This is a genomic window from Thermus neutrinimicus (genome assembly GCF_022760955.1).
GTDB classification, from domain to species: Bacteria; Deinococcota; Deinococci; order Deinococcales; family Thermaceae; genus Thermus; species Thermus neutrinimicus.
In genome coordinates this window covers 18,684-41,649 of the sequence record NZ_JAKTNU010000007.1, presented here as the reverse complement: position 1 = coordinate 41,649, position 22,966 = coordinate 18,684, and the positions used below count along the sequence as shown (strand labels likewise).

General features: G+C 64.2%; 22 protein-coding genes and 2 tRNA genes. 8 read left to right on the top strand and 16 right to left on the bottom strand.

Annotated features, from left to right (window positions below; genetic code table 11):
- Nucleotides 1-36: 36 nt before the first annotated feature.
- Genes L0C59_RS05970 through L0C59_RS05960 form a run of 3 tightly spaced genes read right to left on the bottom strand, consistent with a single transcriptional unit; the run spans nt 37 to nt 4,191 of the window.
- Complete coding sequence (locus L0C59_RS05970) at nt 37-1,392, bottom strand: ABC transporter permease (protein WP_243090339.1); 1,356 nt, start codon at nt 1,390-1,392, stop codon at nt 37-39.
- Nucleotides 1,393-1,400: 8 nt separating this feature from the next.
- On the bottom strand, nt 1,401-2,384 hold the full coding sequence (locus L0C59_RS05965) for an ABC transporter permease (protein ID WP_243090337.1): 984 nt from the start codon (nt 2,382-2,384) through the stop codon (nt 1,401-1,403).
- Nucleotides 2,385-2,439: 55 nt separating this feature from the next.
- The gene (locus L0C59_RS05960) at nt 2,440-4,191 is read right to left on the bottom strand and encodes an ABC transporter substrate-binding protein (protein ID WP_243090335.1); all 1,752 of its coding nucleotides are present in this window, start codon (nt 4,189-4,191) and stop codon (nt 2,440-2,442) included.
- A gap of 131 nt (nt 4,192-4,322) precedes the next feature.
- Here L0C59_RS05960 and L0C59_RS05955 point away from each other — a divergent pair, with 131 nt between their 5' ends.
- The 4 genes from L0C59_RS05955 to L0C59_RS05940 all read left to right on the top strand — a co-directional run bounded on the left by L0C59_RS05955 (nt 4,323) and on the right by L0C59_RS05940 (nt 8,151).
- Nucleotides 4,323-5,354 carry a zinc-binding dehydrogenase gene (locus L0C59_RS05955; RefSeq protein WP_243090333.1) on the top strand — a complete coding sequence of 344 codons (1,032 nt, stop codon included), beginning with the start codon at nt 4,323-4,325 and terminating at the stop codon, nt 5,352-5,354.
- Nucleotides 5,355-5,501: 147 nt separating this feature from the next.
- Nucleotides 5,502-6,509 carry an NAD(P)/FAD-dependent oxidoreductase gene (locus L0C59_RS05950; RefSeq protein WP_243090332.1) on the top strand — a complete coding sequence of 336 codons (1,008 nt, stop codon included), beginning with the start codon at nt 5,502-5,504 and terminating at the stop codon, nt 6,507-6,509.
- Between the two features lie 70 nt (nt 6,510-6,579).
- Nucleotides 6,580-7,128 (top strand): LabA-like NYN domain-containing protein, encoded by a 549-nt coding sequence (locus tag L0C59_RS05945; protein WP_243090331.1) that lies wholly within the window; start codon nt 6,580-6,582, stop codon nt 7,126-7,128.
- 3 nt (nt 7,129-7,131) lie between these two features.
- Nucleotides 7,132-8,151, top strand: a complete 1,020-nt coding sequence (locus L0C59_RS05940; protein ID WP_243090329.1) for a hypothetical protein — start codon at nt 7,132-7,134, stop codon at nt 8,149-8,151.
- Here the strand turns inward: L0C59_RS05940 and L0C59_RS05935 are convergent.
- Both L0C59_RS05935 and L0C59_RS05930 read right to left on the bottom strand, forming a co-directional pair.
- The gene (locus L0C59_RS05935; RefSeq protein WP_243090327.1) at nt 8,148-8,672 is read right to left on the bottom strand and encodes a ribonuclease FAU-1 family protein; all 525 of its coding nucleotides are present in this window, start codon (nt 8,670-8,672) and stop codon (nt 8,148-8,150) included. The genes L0C59_RS05940 and L0C59_RS05935 overlap by 4 nt on opposite strands.
- A gap of 74 nt (nt 8,673-8,746) precedes the next feature.
- Complete coding sequence (locus tag L0C59_RS05930) at nt 8,747-8,938, bottom strand: YgaP family membrane protein (protein WP_015717852.1); 192 nt, start codon at nt 8,936-8,938, stop codon at nt 8,747-8,749.
- An 88-nt stretch (nt 8,939-9,026) separates the two neighbouring features.
- Here L0C59_RS05930 and L0C59_RS05925 point away from each other — a divergent pair.
- Together L0C59_RS05925 and L0C59_RS05920 are read left to right on the top strand one after the other, a co-directional pair.
- Nucleotides 9,027-9,103: transfer RNA gene (locus L0C59_RS05925), tRNA-Ile, on the top strand.
- 110 nt (nt 9,104-9,213) lie between these two features.
- Nucleotides 9,214-9,543, top strand: coding sequence for a tRNA-binding protein (locus tag L0C59_RS05920; RefSeq protein ID WP_243090325.1), 330 nt, complete (start codon nt 9,214-9,216; stop codon nt 9,541-9,543).
- On the opposite strand, the gene L0C59_RS05915 is transcribed toward L0C59_RS05920, so the two are convergent.
- Nucleotides 9,540-10,571: an SIS domain-containing protein gene (locus L0C59_RS05915; RefSeq protein ID WP_243090323.1), complete on the bottom strand. Its 1,032-nt coding sequence runs from the start codon at nt 10,569-10,571 to the stop codon at nt 9,540-9,542. The two genes, L0C59_RS05920 and L0C59_RS05915, sit on opposite strands and share 4 nt — an antisense overlap.
- Nucleotides 10,572-10,645: 74 nt before the next feature.
- On the opposite strand from L0C59_RS05915, the gene uvrA reads away from it, so the two are divergent.
- Nucleotides 10,646-13,504: an excinuclease ABC subunit UvrA gene (uvrA, locus tag L0C59_RS05910; protein ID WP_243090321.1), complete on the top strand. Its 2,859-nt coding sequence runs from the start codon at nt 10,646-10,648 to the stop codon at nt 13,502-13,504.
- Here the strand turns inward: uvrA and L0C59_RS05905 are convergent.
- The 8 genes from L0C59_RS05905 to L0C59_RS05870 form a co-directional block, all read right to left on the bottom strand.
- On the bottom strand, nt 13,501-14,139 hold the full coding sequence (locus tag L0C59_RS05905; RefSeq protein WP_243090320.1) for a TetR/AcrR family transcriptional regulator: 639 nt from the start codon (nt 14,137-14,139) through the stop codon (nt 13,501-13,503). The two genes, uvrA and L0C59_RS05905, sit on opposite strands and share 4 nt — an antisense overlap.
- Before the next feature lie 25 nt (nt 14,140-14,164).
- Complete coding sequence (locus tag L0C59_RS05900) at nt 14,165-14,659, bottom strand: hypothetical protein (protein ID WP_243090319.1); 495 nt, start codon at nt 14,657-14,659, stop codon at nt 14,165-14,167.
- A gap of 93 nt (nt 14,660-14,752) precedes the next feature.
- Nucleotides 14,753-15,607, bottom strand: a complete 855-nt coding sequence (locus L0C59_RS05895) for an NAD(P)H-dependent flavin oxidoreductase (protein ID WP_243090316.1) — start codon at nt 15,605-15,607, stop codon at nt 14,753-14,755.
- 83 nt (nt 15,608-15,690) lie between these two features.
- Nucleotides 15,691-17,097, bottom strand: a complete 1,407-nt coding sequence (locus tag L0C59_RS05890; RefSeq protein ID WP_243090314.1) for a glycosyltransferase family 2 protein — start codon at nt 17,095-17,097, stop codon at nt 15,691-15,693.
- Nucleotides 17,094-18,233 (bottom strand): HEAT repeat domain-containing protein, encoded by a 1,140-nt coding sequence (locus tag L0C59_RS05885; protein WP_243090312.1) that lies wholly within the window; start codon nt 18,231-18,233, stop codon nt 17,094-17,096. The genes L0C59_RS05890 and L0C59_RS05885 overlap by 4 nt, the downstream gene beginning before the upstream one ends.
- Entirely contained in the window at nt 18,217-18,579 is a 363-nt protein-coding gene (locus L0C59_RS05880) for a response regulator transcription factor (protein WP_243090310.1), read from the bottom strand. The genes L0C59_RS05885 and L0C59_RS05880 overlap by 17 nt, the downstream gene beginning before the upstream one ends.
- A gap of 71 nt (nt 18,580-18,650) precedes the next feature.
- Nucleotides 18,651-20,813 carry an ATP-binding protein gene (locus tag L0C59_RS05875; protein WP_243090309.1) on the bottom strand — a complete coding sequence of 721 codons (2,163 nt, stop codon included), beginning with the start codon at nt 20,811-20,813 and terminating at the stop codon, nt 18,651-18,653.
- Nucleotides 20,814-20,855: 42 nt separating this feature from the next.
- A complete protein-coding gene (locus tag L0C59_RS05870) occupies nt 20,856-21,173 on the bottom strand; it encodes a cupin domain-containing protein (RefSeq protein ID WP_243090307.1) in 318 nt (105 codons plus the stop codon).
- A gap of 56 nt (nt 21,174-21,229) precedes the next feature.
- Here L0C59_RS05870 and L0C59_RS05865 point away from each other — a divergent pair.
- Nucleotides 21,230-21,306, top strand: a tRNA-Pro gene (locus L0C59_RS05865).
- Between the two features lie 78 nt (nt 21,307-21,384).
- On the opposite strand, the gene fba is transcribed toward L0C59_RS05865, so the two are convergent.
- The gene (gene fba / locus L0C59_RS05860) at nt 21,385-22,308 is read right to left on the bottom strand and encodes a class II fructose-1,6-bisphosphate aldolase (RefSeq protein WP_243090305.1); all 924 of its coding nucleotides are present in this window, start codon (nt 22,306-22,308) and stop codon (nt 21,385-21,387) included.
- Nucleotides 22,289-22,957 carry a ribulose-phosphate 3-epimerase gene (rpe, locus tag L0C59_RS05855; protein WP_243090302.1) on the bottom strand — a complete coding sequence of 223 codons (669 nt, stop codon included), beginning with the start codon at nt 22,955-22,957 and terminating at the stop codon, nt 22,289-22,291. Before rpe ends, fba begins: the two co-directional genes overlap by 20 nt.
- Nucleotides 22,958-22,966: the final 9 nt, after the last annotated feature.

Genomic DNA, 22,966 nt, shown 5'->3' with positions numbered 1-22,966 from the left:
TCCGTTATACGCCATACCCGGTCAAAAGAGAAGGGGCTACCGCCTCCGCCTGGGGTCAAAGGCATCCCGCAAGCCATCCCCCACAAAGTTCCAGGCCATGATGGATACGAAGATGAAAAACCCCGGCCAAAGCACCCAGGGACGGTCCACAAAGCTAGCAAAACCGCCCTGCTGGGCCGCTTGCAGGAGAAGCCCCCAGCTGGTGTAGGGCTCCGTGACCCCAAGCCCCAAGAAGGAAAGCCCGCTTTCCCCCAGGATGAAGCCGGGGATGGTCAACGAGAGGCTCACAATGATGTAGCTGGCGGTGGCGGGTAGCACGTGCCGAGCGATAATCCGGGCATCCGAGGCCCCCAAGGCCCTGGCCGCCTGCACGTAGTCCATCTCCCGCACGGAGAGGACGATCCCTCGCACCACCCGGGCCAATCCCCCCCAGCCGATGAACCCCAAAAGCCCCACCACCAGGTAAAAGGTGAAAAGGGGGTCAACGTTAGTGGGAAACACCGCCCGTAAGGAAATAAGGAGGAAAAGGGTGGGAATGGCGGCGATGATTTCCACCAGGCGCATGATGAGGTTGTCCGGGTCTAGGAAAAGGGGGCGGAAAGGCAGGGTCCGGGCAAGGAAAAAGGCAAACCATAAGGCGGCAAGCGCTGCCAGAACCTGGAGAACCCCAAGGCCGGTAAGGGTGTAGTAAGTCCAAGCCAGATACAAGGCGCCAAAGGCCAGCCCGCCCCAGATGGCCCAGGAGAAAGGCCCCCAAAAGAAGCCCCACCCCCGCCATTCCCGAAGGGGCAAGGAGAGGGCAAAGGGCCGGCCAGAGAAATACCCGGCGATCCCCCCCAGCACCAGCCCCAGGACGAAGGAAACCAGGGCTGAAAGGATCCCAATGGTAAGGGAAACCTGCCCCCCATACACCAGGCGGCTGTAGAGGTCGCGGCCAAAGTTATCCGTACCCATCAGGAAGATGCGGCCCGGGGGATCCACCCCGAAAAGGCGCAAATCGGAGCGGAATACCCTGAGAATGGTGTAGGGTTGCTCAGGGGTGCGAACGAAGAATCGCAGGTAGAACTTACCCTGGGAGGGATCCTCCTCGTAGCGCGGCTGCAAGGAAACGGGATCAATGCTCCGCTTGGTGGCATAGACAAAGGGTCGGCTAAGCCGCCCCGTTTCCGGATCCACAAAATGGATCCGAGTGGGTGGGTGGTGGCCCTTTGGTGGGTAGAGCTCGTAATAGTTGGGATCGTAGGGGGTGAAGAAACCAGCAAAAAGGGCAAAGGTGTAAAGCACCAGAAGGATCCTGAGGCCCCAAACCGCCAGGGGGTGCTTGCGGAACTGGCGCAGGGCCACCTGGGTGAGGCTTTGCGACTGGTGGGTTTTGACAGCAGATGCCCGCATAAAGTCCCCTACTCGTAGCGAATCCTGGGGTCCACCCAAGTCAAGAGGAGGTCGGAAAGCAGGTTACCCACCATCAGGAGGACTAAACCTATGGTGAGGAAGCCGGCTACCATGTAAAGGTCTTGTTGCTGTAAGGAATCCAGAAGCAGCGGAGTGATCCCAGGCCAAGCCATAACCACTTCCACCAACCCCGCCCCCGAGATCAGCCCGGGCAAAATGCCGCCTATGTTGGCCACGAAGGGAATGACGGCGTTCCTAAGGGCATGCTTGTAGACCACTACCCGCTCCGCCAAACCCTTGGCCCGGGCGGTGCGGATGTAATCCTGGGAGAGAACCTCCAGCATCTGCCCTCGCATTACCCGGGAAAAACCCGCGATGTCACTGGTGGTCACCACAATGATGGGGATCACCGCATGCCAGGCGATGTCCAGGATCTTTTTCCAGGGGTCAAACTGCTCAAAACCGCTGCCGGTCATACCCGACACCGGGAAAACCATCACCCCCGTGCGGAAGTAAACCTGAAGGATCAGGTACATGAAGATAAGGGCCAGAAAAAAGTTAGGGATGGCTAAGCCGATGTAGGCCAAAAAGGAAATCACCCGATCCCGTAAGGAGTACTGGCGCAAAGCGCCGTAAACTCCCACGGGAATGGCCACTAGGAAAAGGAGCAGGGTGGACGGCACCACGATGACCATGGAGTTGACCACCCGGGGCCAGATGACGTCCAGCACCGGGGCCTGGTAGGCAAAGGAATAGCCCAGATTGAGGTGCAAAAGGTGGTGCATCCAAAGGAGGTACTGCTCATGAATGGGCCGGTCCAGGCCGAACTGGGCCCTAAGGCGGGCGATGGTCTCCGGGGTTACCTTGGGGTCCAGCTCCAGCTGGGTCAGGTAGTCCCCAGGGGCCAGCTGGATGATGAGGAAGGCCAGGAAGGTAGCCCCGAAGAAGGTGGGGATCAGGTAAAGGATGCGGCGAAGGATGTATGCGGTCATGGCTTCCCAAAGGATCCCCGGGGCCCATAGACCCCGGGGCTACCCTACGGCTAGCTCATTTCTTGATGAAGGTCAGCTCCAGTTCCCGCTGGCCCCAGATGCTGCTGATGATGGCGTCGGGGTGCTCCCCACCCAGGCGGTTGTTCCAGGCAGGGTGGTAGTTGGGCCCGGCGATGTAGATGACGGGAAGAAGCTGGGCTTCGATCTCCTGCATGCGGTAGCCGATCTCCACCCGCTTCTTGAAGTCAAGCTCGGTGCGACCACGCGAGTACAGGGCATCCAGCTGGGTTTCCCTGGGGTCCAGGCACTGGCCCGACTTGTTCCACATGTGCAGGTTGCCCTTGCAGGGCACCACGTTGGAACCAAAGGGCCAGTCCAGACCGCCTCCGGAGAGGCCAATGATGATGGCGTCAAAGGGCCGGTCAGGGCCAGAGGAAAGGAGCTGGCCCACCAGGGTGTTGAAGTCGATGGCGGTGAAGTTCACCTTCACCCCCACCTTCTTGGCCTCGTCCACGATGAGCTTGGCGATCTGCTCCCGCTGGGCGTTGCCCGCGTTGGTGGAGAGGTTGAACTCCAGCCTCCGGCCCTTGGAGTCCACCAGGTAGCCTTCCCTGTCCTTCTTGGTGAAGCCCAGCTCCGCTAGAAGTTTGGCCGCCTGTTGCGGGTTGTACTCGTACTTGGGCACCTTGGGGTTCAGCCACTGGGTGAGCACGGGGTAGACGCTGGTGTACATGGGGGTGCCCAGGCCGCCATAGACGATGTCGATCACCGCCTGGCGGTTAACGATGTGGCTCATGGCCCGGCGGAACTTGTCGGAGCGGAAGAGGCTCTGCTTGAAGGGATCCGAGGCCTTGTTCCAGTTGAAGACCATGAACTGGCTGCTGGCCACCGGGGAAGCGTTCACCTTGATGGTGGCGTCCAGGCGGCCCTGCTGGATGGCCTGGCGTATTTGGGAGATGTGGTCCACGGTGGAGGGGGCCATGAGGTCAATGTTCCCCGCCAGGAACTCCGCCAGCTGGGCGTTGGTATCCTTAACGATCTTGATTTCGTACCGGTCCAGATAGGGCAGGGGATTCCCCGCCTCATCCTTGTTCCACTCCCCGAAGGCCGGGTTGCGCTTCAAGACCAGGCGCTCGCCCGGGCGGTAGCTTTCGATGAGCCAGGGCCCACCGGAAACGATGTTTTCCGGCTTCTCGTTCAGGGTCCACATCTTCTTGATGCCCTCTGCCCCATCCTTCTGGTAGACGGGCCCAAAGATATGGGCCGGCCAGGGCTCAAAGCTGGCCACGGCAAAGGCTTCCGCATCCGTCTTGGGGTAGATGAAGCGGAGGGTGTAGTCGTCAATCTTGCGCAGGGTGATGGGCTTGCCGTCGATGAAGAAGGAGTCGTAGCTGTTGGACCCCACCGCCTTGTCCGTGTGGATGCGCCAGGTCATGATCCAGTCGTCGGCGGTGATGGGCTTGCCATCGGACCACTTCATGCCCCTGCGGATCTTGAAGGTGATCTCCAGCTTGTTGGGGCTAATGGTCCAGGACTCGGCCATGTAAGGGATCCAATCCCCGGTGGTGGGGTCCCGGGTCACCAGGCCCCTACCCCCAGAGATGATGTCCGGCACGTTCCCTGCCTCTGCGGTGATAAAGGGGTTAAAAGTGCGGTAGTCGGAGATAACCGCTGCCCGCAGGGTTCCGCCCCGCTTGACCTCGGAGGGCTTGGCCACCGTCCACTTTTGCGGCCAGACAAAGGTCTGGGCGCTGGCCACTCCTGCCAGGGCTAAAAGACCCGCCAAAACTGCCAAGGTTCTTCTCATATCGTCTACCCCCTCTGCTACCTTACGTTGGACAGGGTACCCGGTTATTCTGGACCCTGTCAAGGGTGTTGCCCCCTCAGCTTGACCCTGGTGCCCGCGCGTGGGAAAATCCCCCCCATAAGGAGGTGGTGATGAAAGCAGTGGTCATGGAGGCTCGAGGCGGCCCGGAAGTCCTAAAGGTGGCCGAGGTGCCTACTCCTGAACCCGGCCCCAAGGAGGTGAGGATCCGCGTGAAGGCCGCAGCCCTCAACCACCTGGACATCTGGGTTCGCAAGGGAGTGGCCAGCCCCAAGCTTCCCCTACCCCACATTCTGGGTGCCGATGCCTCGGGGGTGGTGGACGCGGTGGGGCCCGGGGTAACGGGCTTTGTCCCTGGGGACGAGGTGGTGGTCAACCCTGGCCTTTCCTGTGGCCATTGCGAGCGGTGCCTGGCGGGGGAGGACAACCTCTGCCCCCGGTACGAGATCCTGGGCGAACACCGCTTCGGGGCATACGCGGAGTACTTGGTGGTACCCGAGGTGAACCTCCTCAAAAAGCCACAAAACCTTTCCTTTACAGAGGCCGCGGCCATCCCCCTGACCTTTCTCACCGCCTGGCAAATGGTGGTGGACAAACTCCAGGTGCGGCCTGGCGAGGACGTTCTGGTCATGGCGGCGGGCAGTGGGGTGAGCGTGGCCGCCATCCAGATCGCCAAGCTATTCGGGGCCCGGGTCATCGCCACCGCAGGCTCGGAGGAAAAGCTCAGGAAGGCCAAGGAGCTGGGAGCCGATGAAATCGTGAACTACACCCACCCCGACTGGCCCAAGGAGGTGCGCCGGCTAACCGGCGGGAAAGGCGCCGACAAGGTGGTGGACCACACGGGAGCCCTCTACTTTGAAGGGGTGATCCGGGCCACGGCCAATGGGGGCAGGATTGCCATCGCCGGAGCTTCCTCGGGATACGAGGGCACCCTTCCCTTCGCCCACGTGTTCTTCCGGCAACTCTCCATCCTGGGCTCCACCATGGGCTCCAAAAGCCGCCTCTTCCCCATCCTGCGCTTCGTGGAACAGGGGAAACTAAAGCCCGTGGTGGGGCAGGTGCTTCCCCTCGAGGAGGCCGCCGAGGGACACCGCCTCCTGGAGGAACGGCGCGTCTTCGGCAAAGTGGTGCTACGGGTGGATTAGCCTGCTTTGGCGCAAGACCCCACCTCAATGACGGGCTGAGAGATCATAGGGGGAGGGTTATGGGACGGGGTTAAGACCTTTGTCCCTAACGGGAAGCCGCCCCCCACAGGGTTTCCCTAAGGGTAGAATGCAGGGCGAGGTGAGGCCATGGAGCACACCGATGTGATCATCATTGGCGCAGGCCCCGCTGGGCTTTTTGCGGGTTTCTACGTGGGCATGCGGGGGCTCTCCTTCCGCTTCATCGACCCCTTGCCCGAGCCTGGGGGACAGCTTTCCGCCTTGTATCCGGAGAAATACATCTACGACGTGGCGGGCTTCCCCAAGGTGTATGCCAAAGACCTAGTGAAGGGGTTGGTGGAGCAGGTGGCTCCCTTCAACCCCGTTTACAGCCTGGGGGAGCGGGCGGAAACCCTGGAAAGGCAAGGAGACCTCTTCCAGGTGGCCACCTCCTCCGGCAACACCTACACCGCCAAGGCGGTGATTATCGCCGCCGGGGTGGGCGCCTTTGAGCCCAGACGCCTGGGCGCTCCGGGAGAAAGGGAACTGGAGGGCAAGGGCGTCTACTACGCGGTGAAGACCAAGGCCGAGTTCCAAGGAAAGCGGGTCCTGATCGTGGGAGGTGGGGATAGCGCCGTGGACTGGGCCCTGAACCTTCTGGACACCGCTAAGGAGATCACCCTGATCCATAGGAGGCCCCAGTTCCGGGCCCACGAGGCCAGCGTAAGGGAGCTTTTCCAAGCACACGAGGAAGGGCGCCTTACCGTGCTTACCCCCTATGAGGTACGGCGGATCGAAGGGGATACCCAGGTGCGCAAGGCGGTGGTTTTCCACAACGGGACCCAGGAGGAAAAGGAACTTACGGTGGACGCCGTGCTGATCCTGGCGGGCTACCTCACCAAGCTGGGTCCCCTGGCCAACTGGGGGCTGGAACTGGAAAAGAACAAGATCAAGGTGGACACCACCATGGCCACCAGCATCCCCGGGGTCTACGCCTGCGGCGACATCGTCACCTACCCCGGGAAGCTTCCCTTGATCGTGCTGGGTTTTGGCGAAGCTGCCATCGCCGCCAACCACGCCGCCGCCTACGCCAACCCCGCCCTCAAGGTAAACCCTGGCCACTCCTCGGAAAAGGCCGAGGAGAAGGCCCCTGCCTAAGGGTCCCCCCTGGTGTATTCCCAGACCCCGGGCTATTCCGGGGTCACGCTTTGCCCTAAGATGAAAGCATATGCGGGTTGCCCTTTTCATTGACGGGTCGTACATGTACCTGGCCACCAAACGCCTGGGTTGGAACGTGGACCACCGCCGGGTCCTGACCCAGTTCGCCACCCCGGAGCAGCTTTACAACGCCTTCTACTACGTGCCCATCACCGACCCCGAGGACGAGCGTCAGCAACGCTTCATCGACGCCTTGGTCTTCATGGGCTACACGGTGCGAAGCCGCTTGGTGCGGGGGGAAGCCCGGTTTGAGGCCATGATGGCCACGGACCTCCTCACCACCGCCCCCCGCTGGGACCGGGCCATTGTGGCCAGCGGTTCGGGAGATCTGGCCCACACCTTTGCCGCCTTGCGGGCCTTGGGCAAGGAGATCCACCTCCTTGGCGTGCACGAGCTGGCCGACCTCGAGCTCCGCAACCAGGCGGACCGCTTCCTCAACCTCCCCGAGTGGCGGGAGGTACTGGAGAGAACCCTGGGGGGCCGCCGCACCTACGGGGGCTATCCCGTGGAGGCCACGGTGGAGGTGCCCCCTGCCCCGGTGGAGGACGCCCAGTCCTGACCTATGCCCCTGGGCCCCTGGCTCGTGCTCCTGGCAGCGGGCCTTCTTTACCTTGCCCTTCCCATTCCTCCCACCCTACCTCCTTCCCCCAGCCTTAGGGACCTCCTCCCCTACCCAAGGGAGGAGCGGGAGGCTTGGGTGAGCCTCCACCTGGCCCTGAAGGCCAGCCTGCACCAGCTATTGGGGAAGGAGGCCGCCCGGGCTTACGACCGCCTCCTGCGCCTCGAGCTCAGAAACCAGGGCTCCGGCAAGCGCGCCGCCTACCCGGAACCCAAAAGCGCCCTCTTGGCGGCCAAGCGCTGGGTGGAGGCCATCGGTCAGGCCACGCGGGGCCAGAAGGTGGACCTAAAGGGCCTGCCCACCGCCCCCCACCACGTGCTTCCCCATGCCCGGGAGATCCGCGCCGCCGCCTCTGCCCTTGGCATCCCTTACGGGGTGCTGGCCGCCATTGTGGATAACGAACAGTACGGGGGAGACAAGGCCTTGGGGCTTTCCCGGGGGGTAAGGGAAGCGGCGGACGGCTTAGCCCAAGGCTTGGCCGAGGTCCAGGGCCACGCCCCCTTGAGCCGCACCCTGGGCCTAGCCCAGATGAGCTGGGAGGACGCCCTCAAGCAACGGGAACGCCTGCGCCTCTTCGGGGCCTGGGACCCAGCTAGGCCCTTCCCCACCACCGAGACCGAGGCCAGGAAAGCCTTGGAGGATCCCTACCTCAACCTCCTTTTCACCGCAAGCCGGCTTAGAGGCTACTTCAACGCCCTCCTCGGCCTCCCCCCGTGGGATACCCGTCTCCTGGAAGATCCCTGGCTCTACTACCTGGGTCCCGCCTGGCACAACCACCCCTTGCGGGCCCAGAACCTGGAAACCTGGGAGGACAGCTTCCATGGCTTCTTCAAGGGCCTCCTTTACCAGGTGGTCCTGGATGGACGCTGGCACCCGGAGGGGCACACCCTCCTTCCCCTTAAGGCCTGGGGACCTGGAGCCCAGCCCCCTGCCCCCTCGCCCCTCCCCACCCTCACACCCTAGATCCTTTCCATCCAGGGAAGGGGCTCCCCAGGAGGCAGCACCGGCCACCTTCCCTGCCGCACATGGCGGAAAATGGCCTCCACCGCCTTCTCCGCCTCCTCCACCCAGAGCTTGGGGTAAAGGGAGGTCTTGGCCAAAAACTCCTCCCGGTCAAAGACCTGGCAGGTATGGTCGGCCTGGCAACGCACATCCAGCTCGAGGTCGTACTGGCGAAAACCCCTTCCCGTCCACTCCGCCGGGGTTTGCACGTTCCAGTAATACTCCAGTACCCGCCCCTCCCTCACGTCCGGCCCTCCGGAGTACCAGGCCCCAGGGAAAAAGGCCACATAGGCGTCGTGGTCCAGCACCACCACCTTCCCCTTGGCCACGTGGTGAAAGGTCCCCCCTTGCGGCAAAAGGGTTAGGACCCCTTCGGGCCTCACCTCCACCACCCGGGCTTCCCAGAAGTAGTGGAGGACATCCCCGGGAAACTTCCAAAACTCCACCCGGACGCCATCCCCAGGGGCAAGGGGCCAATCCATATCCCCTCCAGGCCCGGCTTTCGGCCAGACGGCGCCCCAGACCGCCCGGGATCCGGGGCTGGGAAAGGCCGGGCCTACTTCTTGGTGCTGATGCCCAGGACCTTATAGAGGGCGCAGAAGCCGGTAACCGCCGTGAAGAGGAGGACCACCCCCACGATCCCCAGGATCCAGTTCCAGGGGGATGCCGACTGGAAGGCGAAGTAGAAGAGGACCAGGGCCAGGATAAAGCGAATCACCCTATCGGTGGTGCTCTCGTTTACCGTCATGGCTCACCTCCACCCTTTACCCTACACCCACCGGGCCTGGGATATCTAGCCCAATCCCACCCTCTATGCTAAGATGGCTTTCTGGCAGGGGCCGTTAGCTCAATCGGTCAGAGCGGCCGGCTCATAACCGGTTGGTTGCAGGTTCAAGTCCTGCACGGCCCACCAGCCGAAGTTGGGCACGAATCCCGCCCCCTAAAGGGGCGGGAAAACGGTTTTTACGGCAAGCGTCCGGCAACGCCCCGAGGGGCTCTACCTCTGGCAAAATGAATCTAGCTATGGATGCCCTACAAGCCTTTCAAACCCTGGACCTGCGCATCGGCCGCATCCTGAAAGCAGAGCCCCACGAAAAGGCCCGCAAACCCAGCTACAAGCTTTGGATCGACCTCGGGCCCCTAGGGGTCAAGCAGAGCTCCGCCCAGATCACCGAGCTTTACCGCCCCGAGGACCTGGTGGGCCGCCTGGTGGTGTGCGCGGTGAACCTGGGAACCCGCTCCATCGCGGGCTTCCCTTCCGAGGTCCTGGTCTTGGGGGCTAAGGATGCGGTGGGCCGGGTGGTCCTCTTGACCGCGGAACGGGAGGTACCCCTGGGGGAAAGGGTCTTCTAACGGGTCCGGGTCACCTTGGTGAGGTGCCGGGGCCGGTCCGGATCCAGGCCCCGGGCCCGGGACAGGGCCTCCGCCTTTGGGTAGAAGGCCTGGGCCAGGAAAAGGGGGGTGACCTCGGGCTCGGAGGCCAGGGGAAGGGCCAGGGGGGAATCCGCCAGGGCCAGGGCATCGGGTTCCGGGGAGAGGATGAGGAGGTGAGCCCCCTTGGCCTTTAGCCCCTCCAGGGTGGAAAGCAGGGAATCCAAGGCCTCATCCCTTTGCACCAAGGCCAGCACCGGAAAGCCGGGCTCCAGAAGGGCCTGGGGACCGTGGAGGAACTCCGCCGCCGAGAACCCCTCCGCGTGAAGCCCCGCCACCTCCTTGAGCTTCAGGGCCGCCTCGAGGGCCACAGGGTACGTGAACCCCCTCCCCAGGACGAAAAGGTTCTCCGCATCCTCCAGGTAATCCAGCTCCCCCGAGGCCTCCAAGGAGCGGTGTAGGGCCTCAGGGAGGCTGGGAAGGACCTGGCGCAGGTGGGGTTCCTCCACCAGGTGGGCCAGGAGGTGGAGGGTGGTGGCCAGCATGGCGAGGAAGCTCTTGGTGGCGGCCACCGCCTTCTCCTCCCCGGCATGGAGGGGAAGGATCACCTCCGCCATCTGGGCCAGGGGGCTTTCCTCCCGGTTCACCAGGGCCACAGTGAGGACGCCTTGGGACCGGTAGGCGCTTACCGCCTCCAAAAGGTCGGGGCTTTCCCCGCTTTGGCTGTAGGCAAGAAGGAGCGAGGGAACGGGCACCCGGGGCCTGGCCCGGTAAAGGGTAAGGATGGAAGGCGCCAGGGAGAGGACCGGCCACTCCAGGCGGGCCTCGAGGAGGTACTTGGCAAAAAGGGCTGCGTGATCGGAACTCCCCCGGGCCACGGTCAGGGTGAGGGCCGGAGGACGCTTCCTCAGGAATCTGGCCAGGCTCCTCACCTCCCCCTCGTTCTCCCTAAGGAGGCGCGCTATGACCTTAGGAGCTTCCTCCGCCTCGGCGCGCATCCAAGAGGCCATGGGTCCACTATAGGCCAGGGGAAGTTCCCCTGGCCACCTGGTCCTTGCCAGAGGGTAGTGGTATACTTCCACGGATGGACCGCATCGTCATCCGGGGGGCACGGGAGCACAACCTCAAGAACATCAGCCTAGAGCTCCCGCGGGGCAAGTTCATCGTCATCACCGGGGTTTCCGGCTCGGGCAAGAGCACCCTGGCCTTTGACACCATCTACGCGGAGGGGCAGCGGCGCTACGTGGAAAGCCTCTCCAGCTATGCCCGCCAGTTCCTGGGGGTCATGGACAAGCCCGAGGTGGAGAGCATCGAGGGCCTCTCACCTGCCATCTCCATCGACCAAAAGACCACCAGCCACAACCCCCGTTCCACCGTGGGCACGGTGACGGAGATCCACGACTACCTCCGCCTCCTCTATGCCCGCATCGGCACCGCCCACTGCCCGGAATGCGGCCGCCCCATTGAGAAGCAGTCCGCCAGCGAGATCACCGACCGCCTCCTGAGAAACCCCCCGGGCACCCGGGCCATCCTCATGGCCCCCTTGGTGCGGGGGAGGAAGGGGGAGTACCGCAAGCTTTTCGGGCAACTCCTGAAGGAGGGCTACGCCCGGGTGCGGGTGGACGGGGTCATCTACCTCCTGGAGGAGGCCCAGAACCTCAACCTGGAAAAGTACGAGAAGCACGACATCGACCTGGTGGTGGACCGGGTGGTCCTTAAGGAGGAGGAACGCCCCCGCATCGCCGAGGCGGTGGAGCTTGCCCTCCTCAGGGGCGAGGGGCTTATGCGGGTCCTTTACCCGGATTCCGGCCAGGAAGAGCTCTATTCCGAGAAGTTCGCCTGCCCCGAGCACGGGAGCGTCCTGGAGGAGCTGGAACCCCGCATCTTCTCCTTCAACGCCCCCTACGGGGCCTGCCCCGCCTGCTCGGGCCTGGGATACAAACAGGAGTTTGACCCTGAGCTCATCGTGAATCCCGAGCTCTCCCTGGCCGAGGGGGCCATCCTGCCTTGGGCCCGGGGTAGGGACACGGGGCGAAGCTACCTCTGGGACCGGCTTCGGGCCCTGGCGGAGCACCTGGGCTTCGACCTCAAAACCCCCTTCAAGGACCTGCCGGAAGAGGCCCAGCAAGCGGTGCTCTACGGCCTTCCCGAGCCCTTTGAGGTGGTCTTCCGCCGGGGAGGCAAGGAGACCTTCCGGGTGGAGGTCCACTACGAGGGGGTCATCCCCTGGTTGCAGAAGCGGTACCAGGAGGCGGAATCCGAAGGGGTCAAGGAGGTGCTGGAAAGCTTCATGTCGCAAAAGCCCTGCCCGGTCTGCGGCGGCACCCGCTACAAGAAGGAGGTGCTCTCCGTAAGGGTGGCGGGCAAGAACATCGCCGAGGTTTCGGCCCTGCCGGTTCGCGAGGCCCTGGAGTTCTTCCGGGACCTCGAGGCCCATCTCCCCCCCTTCCAGGCCCAGATCGCCCGCCCCATCCTGCGGGAAATCGTGGAAAGGCTGGGGTTTTTGGTGGGGGTAGGGCTGGACTACCTCACCCTGGACCGGGCCGCCAACACCCTCTCCGGAGGGGAGGCCCAAAGGATCCGCCTGGCCACCCAGGTGGGAAGCGGCCTCACTGGGGTGCTTTACGTGCTGGACGAACCCAGCATCGGCCTGCATCCCAAGGACAACCAGCGCCTCATCGCCACCTTGAAGCGCCTGCAGGGCCTTGGCAACACCCTGATCGTGGTGGAGCACGACGAGGAGACCATGCGGGCCGCGGACTGGATCGTGGACATGGGGCCGGGGGCCGGCATCCACGGGGGGGAGGTGGTGGCCCAAGGCCCTTTGGAGGAGATCCTCAAGTGCAAGAAAAGCCTAACCGGGGCCTACCTAAGGGGAGAGAAGCGGATCCCCGTGCCTAAGGAGCGCCGTAAGGGAAACGGCAAGTGGCTGGTCCTAAGGGGAGCCCGGGAGCACAACCTGAAAAACATCACCCTGAAAGTCCCCTTAGGCCGCTTCGTGGCGGTGACCGGGCCCTCCGGTTCAGGAAAGAGCACCCTGATCCACGATGTCCTCTACGCCGCCTTGGCGCAAAGGCTCATGCGGGCCAAGACCACCCCGGGGGCCTTTGATGCCCTGGAGGGCCTCGAGCACCTGGACAAGGTCATCGAAATAGACCAGTCCCCCATCGGCCGCACCCCCCGTTCCAACCCCGCCACCTACACGGGGATCTTTGACGAGATCCGCGACCTCTTTGCCAAGACCCCAGAGGCCCGGAAGAGGGGGTATGGCCCAGGCCGCTTCTCCTTCAACGTGAAGGGGGGGCGGTGCGAGGCCTGCGGGGGCGATGGCACGGTGAAGATCGAGATGCTCTTTTTGCCCGACCTCTACGTGCCCTGCGAGGTGTGCAAGGGCAAGCGCTACAACAAGGAGACCCTCGAGGTGAAACTAAGGGGCAAGAGCATCGCCGACGTTCTGGACATGACCGCCGAGGAAGCCCTGGAGTTTTTCCAGAACGTCCCCACCATCGCCCGCAAGCTCCAGCTCATGGTGGATGTGGGCCTAGGCTACATGCGCCTGGGCCAGCCCTCCCCCACCCTTTCCGGGGGCGAGGCCCAAAGGATCAAGCTGGCCACGGAGCTGGGCCGCAAGGCCACGGGCCGCACCCTTTACATCCTGGACGAGCCCACCACGGGCCTTCACTTTGACGACGTGGCCAAGCTTTTGGATGTGCTCCACCGTCTGGTGGACGCCGGGAACACCGTGGTGGTCATCGAGCACAACCTGGACGTGGTGAAAACCGCCGACTGGGTCATCGACCTGGGCCCCGAGGGAGGCGACCGGGGCGGGGAGATCGTGGCCGAGGGTACCCCGGAGGAGGTGGCCCTCACGGGAAGCCCCACGGGGGTTTTCCTGGCCAGAATCCCCGAGATCGCCGAGAGGCTGAAGGTGGCCGCAGACTAAGCCTTGGCCTTGGCGGATTTCCTGGAAACCCGGGCGGGCTGGCTTCGGGCCAGAATCCCCTCCAGGGCCAAGGACAGGGATTTTTCCACCTCTTCCCCGAAATCCCGGTTGGGGGTATAGGCCGCCCAGCGCAAGGCGGCCAGGAAGTAAAGGTCCGCCAAGGTACGGCCCATGCGCTCCAGGGAAAGGTCCTGCCGCACCACCCCCCTTTCCCGCAAGGGCTTCAGGATCTCGGCGATCAAATCCCCTAAAGGCAGGGCCATGAAGGCCGCCTTGGCCCGGACCGGATCAGGGTTTAAAAGCTCATAGAGGAGGGGCAGGAGGAGGTCCTTTTCCGCCTGGGTAAAGGCCGCAAGTCTCCCGAAGAGGAAGCGCAAGAGGGCCAGGGGATCCTCCCCCTGGGCAAGCCGGCGCCGCACCTCCTCCCGAAGCCCGGCCAAAAGGAGGCTTCCGTACTCCAGGAGGACCGCCTCCTTATAGGGGTAGTAGTTGAAAAAGGTGCCCCGGGACACGTGGGCGGCCTTGGCGATGTCGGTGGCGGTGGTTTCCCGAAAGCCCTGCTGGCGAAAAAGGGCCATGGCCGCCTGAAAGATGCGCTCCCGGCGGCGCTTTTTCTGATACTCCCTCACGGTCATGGGGGTAGTGTACTACCGTATAAACTCAAAGTTCAATCGCTTTTTGTGCCCAATCCTCTAGGGCCCTGAGCAAGGACAACCCCCCCAGGGTGGTATAGACCTTGGCCTCCCGGTGGAAGGGACCATCCGTCAGCTGAAAGCCCTGCCTGGCCAATGCCTGGGCCACCTCCCCCCTGGCCGCCACCCGGGAGGGGAGCCTACCCACCTCCGATAGGAAGAGATGGGCGTTAAACCCCACGAACACCACCTCAAGACCCTCCCACACCTCCTCCACAAAGGCCACGTAGGTGGCATCCTGGGCCATCCGGCTTGGCCTCCTGGCCCCAGGGATGAGGAGGGCCTTGGGGGGCGGGGCTGCCGGGAAGGCGTAGGTGGGGGTCCACACGGAACCCCCCAGGGCCGGGGTCCCCTTGCGACCCTTGGCCACGGTGTAGGCAGGGTATTCCAGATGGCGGGCGGCCTCGAGGGCCAAGGCCGCCTCCAGCTCGGAGAACTCGGGAAGGAGCAGAATGGCCAGCATTCCAGACCATTATGGCAGAAGGCGGTACAAAAAGGGGGCCACCTCCCTGCCCCATGGGGCAGTAGACATCCTGGCGAAGACCCCGGTGGGCCATTAGGGCAGGCCTTCCTTGGCCTCCTGGTACTCGGCCACCAGCCGGGCCACCACCTCCTTGGCGGAAGGAAGGTCCCGGATGAAGGCCACCCCGTGCCCCGCGGAATAGACCTCCTTCCAGGCCTTGCCCCCGCCCTGGCGGAAACGCTCCAGGGATTCCCGGAGGAAGTTGGCGGGCACCCCGGTGACCTCCGGGGTGTATTGGATGTCCTCGGGACTGGCCCTTAAAAGGGCTTCCTTGTACTCCAGGGGAGCCTCGGACTCCAGGGTGGCGATGAAGCGGGTGCCGATATAGGCCCCATCCCCCAGGGCCAAGGCGGCGAGGAGCTGCCTTCCCGTGGCGATACCCCCGGCGATGAGCACAGGTATCCCCAGCTCCTCCCTAAGCCAGGGCCCCAGGACAAAGGGGCTCACCACCCCCGCATGCCCCCCAGCCCCGCTGGCCACCGCCACCAGGGCATCGGCCCCAGCCTCCACCGCCTTTCTCCCGTGCCTTAGGCCCACCACATCGCACCAGACCACGCCGCCATAGGCCTTGACCCGCTCCACCACCCGGGTGGGGTCTCCCAAGGAGGTAACCACCAAGGGCACCCTTCGCTCGGCCACCGCCTCCAGGTCCTCCTCGAGGCGGGGATTGTCCTTCAGGATGAGGTTCACCCCGAAGGGAAGCCCCGGGGGAAAGGTCTCCAGGAATTCCCGAAAGCCCGCGTGGGTGCGGAAGTTGAGGCTGGGGATCACCCCGATGGCCCCTGCCTCAGCCACCGCCTGAAGCAGCCTGGCCCCAGAAACCAAGAACATGGGGGCAGCCACGATGGGGTACCGGATACCCAGCATGCGGGTGATGGCGGTCTCCATGGGGAAGATTTTACCGGGTTCAAGCATAACCGTGGCCTAACATCCTCCTTTCCCTAGGCCTGCGGCTTGGGACGGCCCTCCCTTTACGTGGACTCCAACCCCTTCCGGCGCATCTCCCCCCAGACCCCCCGCTTCCGCCACACCTGGAAGGTGGCGAGAAACCGCTCCCAGGCCAGGATCTGGCGGTAGCCCAGGCCCTCGAGGACCGCCAAAAGAAGGAGCGCCAGACGATCCCTGAGCCGGGGATAACGCTTGAGGAGCAAGGTCTCCATGCCCACCGCCAGCTGGGAAAGAACCACCCCATAGGCCACGGCCAGGAGAAAGAAGAGGAGGGCAAACTCCGCGTTGAAGAGGCCAAGGAGGTAGAAAACCGGGAAAAGCACATACCCCAAAACCTCCACCACCGGGGCCAAGGCTTCAAACAGGAAGAAATACGGCATGGCCACCAAGCCCAAACGACCGTACCGCGGGTTAAAAAGCATGGTGCGATGGTTCCAAAGCACCTCCCAAAGCCCCCGGTGCCAACGGTTCCTCTGCTTCCTTAGCGTGGCCCAGTCCGCGGGCACCTCGGTGTAGCAGATGGGGTCCGGGGTGTACACGATACGGTACTCCCGCCCCTCCTCCCGGGCCCGGCGGTGCAGGCGCACCACCAGCTCCATATCCTCCCCCACGGTGTCCGTGCGGTACCCCCCGACCCTTAAGGCCTCCTCCCTGCGGAAAAGGCCAAAGGCCCCCGAGATGATGAGCAGGGCCCCCATGGCGCTCCAACCTGCCCGGCCCATGAAGAAGGCCCGGGCGTACTCCACGATTTGTACTTTCTCCAGAAAGCCTCGGGGAAGGTGCAAGGTCTCCACTATGCCCTCCCGCACCACCGCCCCGTTTAGGGGCCTTAGGGTTCCCCCCACGGCCAGGACCCGGTCGTCTTCCAGGAAAAGCCGGCTGGCCCGCAGGAGGGCCTGGGCATCCAGGAGGCTATCCGCGTCCACGGCGCAGAAGAGGGGGTAACGGGCCAGGTTGAGCCCAGCGTTTAGGGCATCCGCCTTGCCCCCATTCTCCTTGTCCACCACGATGAGGTTGGGGTAGACCAGGGAGCGGTAGACCGCCCGCACGGGCTTGGTGGCAAGCGCCCGACGGTAGACCCATTCCACCTCCACCAGGCGGAAGGCCTCCTTAAGCACCTCGAGGGTCCGGTCCTTGGGCCCATCCGCCACCACGATCACCTCAAATTCCGGATAATGCAGGGCTAAAAAGGAGCGCACCGAGTGGGCAATGGTCTTCTCCTCGTTGTAGGTGGGCACCAGTATGGAGACGGGCAGGTAGGCCTCCCGCTCCAGAAGGTCCTTCAGGGATAGTTCGGAAAGCTCCCGGGCATAGCGGGCCACCATCCCTAAGCCGAAAAAGGCGAAGAGGGCATAAAAGAAATTCAGAAAGGCGAAGTACCACAGGACCACCACCTGGTACAAGAACAGAAAGTCTAGAAAAAGGTTCACGCCGCCTCCCGCAACACCTGCTGGGCCATGGCCCGACCAAGGGGGTCAGGGTGGCCTTCCGCCGCCCGGGCCAGGAATCCCTTGTCCATCAGCAAAAGCCCCTCCGCCGCCGCCCGGCGCACGTAAAAGGAGGGGTCGGAAAGCGCCTTCCACAACGCCCGCTGGGCCAGCTCATTCCCCAAAAGGGCCATGAGCCGGGCGGCATGGACCCGCAAAAATTCCTGCTCATCCTGCAAAGCTGCCAGCAAAAGCCCCTCGTACCCCTTGGGTGGGTGGCGCATGCGGTAAAGGGCGCGCATGGCCGCAGCCCTAAGCTCGGCATCCCCCTGCTCCAAGAAGGGAAGAACCCTTTCCGCAAGCGAGAGAAGCTTGAGCCGGCCAATGGCCTCCAGGGCCGCCCACACTTCCTCCCTGCCGCCCCGGGAAAGGAAAGCCTCCACCACGGGTGACGCCCGCTCTTCCAGGAGAAGGAGCACCTCCAGGAGGGCCCCTCGGGGCAGGCCCGCCTCGAGGAGGGCCTCCGCCAGCCGTCCAAGCCCCTCCCCCTGGGCCACCCGGGCCCCAGCCCGGGCCGCTCCTAGCCGTAGCACGGGATCCCGATGGGAGAGGTAAGGAAGGATAGCCTCTAGGGTTTCCGGCAAGCGGGCCTGGGCCAGGGCATCCAAGGCCTCCAGCCGGGCAGGCTTGGAGGCCCACCGGCTTTTCAGAAGGCGGATCCAGTAAGGACAAGCCTGGCGGAGCCAGTCGGCCACCCGCTCGGAAAGCTCCCCCTTGAGCATCTCCCGTAGGCTCAAAAGGGCCTCGAGGGCCGGACGGGGCCAGGGAAGGGGCGGAGGCGGCCCACCGTTGAAGAGGGCCTCGGTGAACCGGCCCAGCCATTCCTCATAGGCCTTCCGGTCCAGACCCTCCTTGCGGGCGGTGTAGGCGTGGTAGAGCAGGATGTAGGCGGAAAGCACGCTTAGGGCCACTCCGGTAAGGACCAGGGCCTGGAAAAGGGCCCGGTAGGCCACAGGGGAACCAAACAGGCCAAAAATCCGCCCCGAGAAGGCCACCACCAGACCCCCCAGGGCCAAGGCCTCCAGGAGAACCACCAGCACCACCAGGAGGGCATAAAGCCGCTCACCCCGCCGCCACATAGCGCTCCAAGCGCTTCACAAGTTCCCCAGGGCTGAAGGGCTTGGTGAAGTACTCCTGGGCTCCCAGGGCCTGGGCCTCGGCCACGCTTCGCTCCTGCTTCAGGCCGGAAAGGACCAGGACGGGGGTGTCCCTCTTCAACTCCCTCCTTAGGTAGCGCAAGAGATCCAGGCCCGAGCCACCGGGCAGGTTGATGTCCAAAACGATGGCATCCCAATCCTGCGCCAGGGCCGCCTTTGCGGTGGGATAATCCCTGGCCAGTTGGAACCGGTACCCTTCCCGCCCTAGGGCCAGCTCCAAGACCCTGGCCACGGTAGGATCGTCCTCCACCACCAAGACGCGGGCCACGCCTCCATTCTAAATACCCCACCCCCCGCCGAAACCTAGGGCCAAGGGAGGAAAAGGAGATCATCGTTGAGCTAAGGAAGTCCTTCTAGCAAAGCTTTCACCTCCGGGTCGGGGTTCCTTCTAAACTCCTCCACAAGAAGCCTTCTGGCCTCCTCCACCTTCCCTTGCTCCAACAGGGCCTTGGCCAGGGTAAACCGGGCCAGGGGGTAAGAGGGCTCCACGGCCAGGACCTGCCGGGAAAGGAGCTCCGCCTCCTTAGCCCGCCCCAGGGCCAGGACCACCTCGGCAAGCCCCCAGCGGGCATCCAGGTTCCCTGGGTCCTCGGCCAGAACCAGGCGGTAGCTCTCCTCCGCCTCCCCAAAGCGCTTCATGTGGTAAAGGAGCCTGGCGTAACGGACCCGGATGTCGGGGCTATCCAAAAGGGCCAGGGCCTTCTCGTAAAGGGGCTTGGCCTCGCCGTGGCGGCCCTGCAGGTAAAGGGCGAAGGCCAGCTCGCCCCAGGCCTCCGCGTCATCCGGGAAAGCGGACACCGCCCGGCGCAAGAAGGCTTCCGCTCCCGCTCTATCCTGGGGTAGCCTCCTCTTGCCCTCGTAGAAGCTTTTCCGCTCCCGGAAGGGCACGGGATCAGAGGGGTAACCCTCGAGGCCCACCTCATCCAAGGCCATGGCCCGCACCTGGCTCAGGCGGTCCGCCTGGGGTAGGTAGCGGAAGAGGTTGCCCTCCACCCGGGCGGCAAGGACCACCTTTTCCCCACTCCGCACCTCCACCCGGAAAGCCCGGGTCCCCTCGGGGCCCAAGAGGCGGAAGACCACCTCCCCCTCAGGACCCGGCACCGGGCGCACCAAGGGGGCAGGGAGAAGCTTCCGCCTAACCTCCGTGCCCAGTACCGCCCCTTCTCCGGCGGGAAGCGTTTCCTCTCCCAAGGCCACCCTCCCCCGGTAAAGGGAGATCCGGGCCCCGCCCTCCCGGGAAAGGCGCAAGTGAGTCCCGGTGGGCCGCACCTGGCCCTCTGGGGTGGAAAGCGCCAGGGGAAGGGGCTTCTCCCGCACCGCCTCCACCCCTCCCCTTTCCAAGCGGACCTCCACCCTATTCCCCCCGCCCCAAAGGCTCCGCCAACGCCGGGCCTCCCCTTGGGCCTCGGGGCTAAAGGCCAGCTCCAGCCCGGGAAGCCGCACCACCTCCCCCGCCGGCACCCGGCCAAAGGCCTGGGAACCCAAGGGGGCGGGGAAGAGGGGCAGGCGGGCCAGGGCGATGAGGGCCACCATCAGGAGGAGAAGCCTTCCCACCGGGGCCCTTTGGCCTGGCCGAGGCCTGGGCAACAGGAGAAGGAAGGTGCTTCCCCGGCCTAAACGGCTTCTTAGACGCACCTCCCCCCCGTGGGCCTCGAGGACCCGCTTCACCAGGGCAAGCCCAAGCCCCGTCCCCTCCACCTCCCCCCGGGTGGAGGCCCGGTAGAAGGGCTCAAAAACCCTTTCCTGCTCCTCCTTGGGGATGCCGGGGCCGGTGTCGGAAACCGCGATGCCGTACTGCTCCGGACCCACCAGCAGGCGCACCGCCACCCGCCCCCCTTCCGGGGTGTACTTGATGGCGTTGTTGACCACGTTGAGCACCGCCTGGTACAGCCACTCCGGATCCCCAAAGACCCAGGCCTCCCCCTTGGGCAGGACCAGGCGCAAGGCAATGCCCTTCCTTCGGGCCAGAGGCCGCATCTCCTCCGCTGCCCGCAACAGGAGGGCCTTCAGATCCACCCGCTCGCCCTTAAGGCGAACCCCCTGGCCCAGGCGCAGGTACTCCCTGGCCTTGTTGAGGAGGTCTTGAATCCGCCGGGCGCTCTTCTCGGCGATGGAAAGCAGCTCCTTGGCCTCTTCTGGCAAGCCCTCGGTCTCCAAGGTGAGCTCGAGGGCCCCCAGAACGCTCATGAGAGGGTTTTTGATCTCGTGGAGGAGGAGGCCAAGAAGCCTCGAGGTTTCCTCCTGGCTTTTGAGGAGGGCCAGCTCCCTCTCCCGAAGCTCCAAAACCTCCCGGAAGACCCTAAGGAGAAGGCGAAGCGCCTCCCTTACCTCTGGGGAAGGCGGCGGCCCCTCCCAGTAAAGGGCAAGATCCCCCTCCTCCCAAAGCTTCTCCCCCCTCAGGGGGCCTTCGGGAAGGACCTCCCCCCGGAGAAGGACCCGCACGGGGTAGCGGCGGAGAAGCTCCGCCACAAACCCCAGGTCGGCGGGTGGGGCTTTTACCATCGGGATAAGGTTACTCCAAGGGTTTGAAAACCCTGTGAAAGGCTAGGGCCTTGGGGCCATCACCACCAGGAGGAGGGCCGGGTTAGCCGACTCGTTCCGCACCCCGTGGGCTTCTCCCGCACGGGCGATGGCCGCCATCCCCGGGGCCAAAAGGGCCTCCTCGCCTCCCACGTGCACCACCACCTCCCCTTCCAACACGTAGTACACCTTATCGGAGCCCTCGTGGGCGTGCACCTTCTGGGCCTGGCCCGGAAGAAGGGCATACAGGTCAAAAAACATCTTGTCCGAGGAAAAGACGGGGATCTTCGCCACCTTCTCTGGGTTGTACTGCACCAAACTTTTCAGGTCCTTGATCTCCATGCCCTCAAGTCTACTTGACGGGAAGGAGGTGGCGCACTACACTAACCTTTGCGCGCCGGGGAGTAGCGCAGCCTGGTAGCGCACACGCTTGGGGTGCGTGTGGTCGTCGGTTCAAATCCGGCCTCCCCGACCAAAAGCCCCCGCCCACATGGGCGGGGTTCAGCTTTAGGGGGTCCAGGCTACCCGCCCTGGCCATGCCAGGGCGGAGGCTTTACGCCCGGCCCACGGTGCCCATCAGCTCAAACTTCTCCCGAATGACCTGTTTCAGGTAATCCCGGCCTTTGCCGATGATCTTCCGGGGGTCAAACTCCTTGGGGTTTCCCACCACCACCTCACGAATCCCCAGGGTCATGGCCAGGCGCAGGTCGGTGTCGATGTTGATCTTGGCGATACCGTTGGGGATAGCCTTGCGGATGTCCTCGTCGTGGATGCCCGTGGCCTCCTTGAGCTCAGCCCCCGTGGCCAAGAGCTTCTCCTTAAGCCAGGTGGGCACCCCGCTGGCCCCGTGGAGCACCAGGGGGATATGCACCCGCTTGCTGATCTCCTCCAGGCGCTTGTGGTCGATGTAGGGCCGGCCCTTCCCCTTGTAGGCCCCGTGGCTGGTGCCGATGGCGATGGCCAGGTAGTCGATCCCCGTCTCCGCCACGAAGCGTTCCGCCTCCTCGGGGTCGGTGAGGAAGGCCTCCGCCTCAGAGACCTGGATGTTGTCCTCGATGCCCTGGAGCCGGCCCAGCTCCGCCTCCACGCTCACCCCCACCGCATGGGCTGCCTCCACCACCTTCTTGGTCTCGGCCACGTTCTCCTCAAAGGGGTGGTGGCTGGCGTCGATCATCACGCTGGTGAAACCCGCCCTCAGGGCCTGCATCACCATCTTGAAGTCGGCCCCGTGGTCCAGGTGCAGGACCACGGGCACCTTGGTGCGGCTGGCCATATCCCTCACCAGGTTGGCCAGGTTCTCCATCCCCGCATACTTCCGGGCCCCGTCGGAAACCTGGATGAAGACCGGGGCCCTTAGTTCATCGGCCACCTCGAGGATGGCCTGGGTGATCTCCAGGTTGTTGGTGTTGAAGCTGGGAACCGCATAGCCTTCCCGCCGCGCCTTATCCAAGACTTCCTTACCGATCACCAAGGGCATAGAGCACCTCCTTTAACTCCTTCAGGTTATCAGCCACGGGCCGTTTGTTGAAAAGGGCGCTTCCCGCCACGGCCACGTCCGCACCTGCCCGGTACACCTCGGCCACGGTATCCCGGTTCACACCCCCATCCACCTCGATGAGGCAGGAGGGATTTAGCCTATCCCGCATCTCCCTGAGGCGGCGAAGCCTTCCCGTGGAGGTGGGGATGTACCGCTGCCCTCCAAACCCCGGGTTCACGCTCATGAGCAGGGCCAGATCCAGCTCGGGCAAGAGGGGTTCGAAGGCCTCGAGGGGAGTGGCGGGGTTAAGGGCAAGCCCCGCCTTCTTCCCCAGCTCCTTCACCTTCTGCACCGCCCGGTGGGCGTGCAGGGTGGCCTCGAAGTGCACGGTGATCACGTCAGCCCCCGCTCGGGCAAAGTCCTCCAGGTACCTTTCCGGCTGCACGATCATCAGGTGCACGTCCAGGGGCAAGGAGGTTACCCGCCGCACCGCCTCCACCAGAAGGGGGCCGAAGGTGAGGTTAGGGACGAAGACCCCGTCCATCACGTCCAGGTGGATCCAGTCCACCCCCGCCGCCTCGGCCTCCTCGATCTGGTCCTTCAGCCTCGCCAGGTCCGCCGTGAGGATGGAGGGTGCAAACTTGAGCATCCTTTTCCC